We start from the raw sequence: 2,367 nt of genomic DNA, 5'->3' as shown, positions 1-2,367 counted from the left end.
AAAGATGATACCGCCGCTTCCCGCATCAGACTGCCTGAGTTTGAATTATCGTGCCTATGCGGTTGCCGCCTCTTGCGACCTGCGAAAACAGGCTACCGTTTTTAGGCGTGAAGTTATTGATCGCCAGCATCAGCGCTTCAAAATAGGTAGGCAGATCGTCGTATCCGCTAGGATAGGCATTCGTATCGGAGGTGATAAATAGATTTGCCGCGTTACGCTCGCGAGATAGCCTTATGATCTCGTCGTATTGATCGGGTCTGGCGTTGTATATGACATGCAAAATTTTAGAGGAATTTGCCGGGTCTTTTTCAAACTCAGAGGTTCTAGGACGATAGTGGTTTATGTAGTCGTCTGCACTCACCTCTTGCAGCATCCAAACGTCCGCATAGGGAGCTATGGCGTCGCGCACACCCCAACCGTTGTTTGCTAAAACTAGCATTCCCGGATATTTAGTCTTGATATAATTGTAGATATTAGCCATATAGGCGATAGTTGCGGGATTATTCTCGGTATTGACCTCGTCGATGAAGTATCCTGCGATATTTTCTCTGCCGTAGAAATTTACGAAATTATCGATATCGGCATAGACTAAATTTAGATTTCTAGTAGAATTTTTGGTATAGGTATAGCCTAAATTTGCTATGCCCGCCGCAATATTTCGCTTCATCTGAACGGCGTCTTCTTCTCTTCTGACCAGATATTGCGTGGATTGATCGCCCGGTATCGCCGCCTCGTATGAACCGAAAGCCACATAAGGAACCAGCGCGCCGCCTATATTGGTAATGCCGTTCCAAAACTCGGCATTTACGCCGCTATTGCCCGTCCAGCGAAACGCAGGCATCATAACGCGCTGATTATTAAGCCTGCCCGAATATGAACCCTTTTTAGCAAAGCCTCTTGCATATTCGAGCTTGATACGAAATGAGTTTTCATACTCGTCGCTCGCGGAGCTATCGCTAGCCGCGTCGCGCCTGCTTAATTTCGCGCCCAAGCTATCCGCAGCGCTCATTACATCAGAACGGGAAGTGTTGTTAGAAGGTGATTTTTGCGCGTTTGCATAACTCCAGGAATTCTGCTCGCTTGCATAGCCGAACCCTGCTGCACTGACAAGCGCAAGAGATACGATTTTTTTCAAAGACTTTAGCATTCTGCACCGCCTCAAATAAAATTACCCAAATTCTTAAATTTCGACAAATTTGCGGGCGCGCTTTTAAAATTAAAAGCTTTATCGAAATTTAAAAATTTAGCCGCCTTAAGACGGCCAAATTTTAAAGCTTATTTTAATGCCGCTTTTGCCTTCTTTGCGACGGTTGCAAAAGCTTCGGGATCGTTCATAGCCATATTTGCTAAAATTTTTCTATCAAGCTCGATGCCCGCTTTTCTAAGTCCGTTTATAAATTTAGAATAGCTGATGTCGTTTAGCCTGCAAGCTGCATTGATGCGCACTATCCAAAGTCTGCGGAAATCGCGTTTTTTCGCGCGTCTGTCACGGAAGGCGTAAACGAGGCTTCTCTCCAGCTGCTCTTTAGCCTTTCTGAAATGTTTGCGTCTTGCGCTATAAAATCCGCGCGCAAGCTTTAGCACCTTGTTGTGACGGCGGCGTCTAACGATGCCTGTTTTTACTCTTGCCATATTAATCCTTTCTTAATCGGCGTCCCTTTTGGGATCTTGCCCTAAAATCCATAAATTTAGGGGAGTTTGAATGACTTTCGTCAAAAACTAACTTCGCACTATTTGCAAAGCATTCTTTTAACCGCAGATACGTTCGTAGAATCGACGTATTGGGCCTCGCGCAAATTCCTCTTGCGTTTTTGAGACATCTTCGTCAAAATGTGGCTGCGAAACGCCGAGCCTCTTTTGATCTTGTTTTTGCCCGCTTTAAAACGCTTGACGGCACCGCGCACGCTTTTCATCTTTGGCATGGTCGTCCTTTTTTTAAAGTGAATGGAAAGTATATAATAAAGTTTCTTTGAAAAATTTAAATTTTAGCGAAATTTATGAAAATACAAAATGCTACATCGAAATTGATATAATTATTGTCCATAGCAATATTTTCAGACTTATATCGTTTTTATAAATTTAAGCAGTTGAATTTATATGGAATTTAATGACGAGCCAAGATATAGAGCAATAAAATATTGCTACTAAAGAAGCTCTTTGGGCTCTACAAATTTGCATATGTATTTTTATAAGGGTTAGATATGCGCAGTATAGTATTTCTTTTCATAATACCCGCTTTTTTTACCATAAGCTTTTTTGTCGCCTTAATCGCCCTCAAGGGCAAACGCAAACGTTTTTGGCTTTTTGTTTGGTTTGTCGTATTTTTCGGTGACGGATTTATAGTTTCTGCCATATTTCACTGCTACG

General features: G+C 42.6%; 3 protein-coding genes. All 3 read right to left on the bottom strand.

Translation table 11 applies throughout. From position 1 onward, the window contains the following. Nucleotides 1-25: 25 nt before the first annotated feature. The gene (locus Q0277_RS07005) at nt 26-1,147 is read right to left on the bottom strand and encodes a spherulation-specific family 4 protein (RefSeq protein ID WP_297996807.1); all 1,122 of its coding nucleotides are present in this window, start codon (nt 1,145-1,147) and stop codon (nt 26-28) included. A 128-nt stretch (nt 1,148-1,275) separates the two neighbouring features. Beyond that, entirely contained in the window at nt 1,276-1,632 is a 357-nt protein-coding gene (rplT, locus tag Q0277_RS07000; protein WP_295153159.1) for a 50S ribosomal protein L20, read from the bottom strand. Nucleotides 1,633-1,730: 98 nt separating this feature from the next. Beyond that, complete coding sequence (gene rpmI / locus Q0277_RS06995; RefSeq protein WP_291940085.1) at nt 1,731-1,922, bottom strand: 50S ribosomal protein L35; 192 nt, start codon at nt 1,920-1,922, stop codon at nt 1,731-1,733. Nucleotides 1,923-2,367: the final 445 nt, after the last annotated feature.

The sequence above is a fragment of the uncultured Campylobacter sp. genome (assembly GCF_938030815.1).
Classification (GTDB): domain Bacteria; phylum Campylobacterota; class Campylobacteria; order Campylobacterales; family Campylobacteraceae; genus Campylobacter_B.
This window is presented reverse-complemented; position numbering and strand designations above follow the sequence as displayed.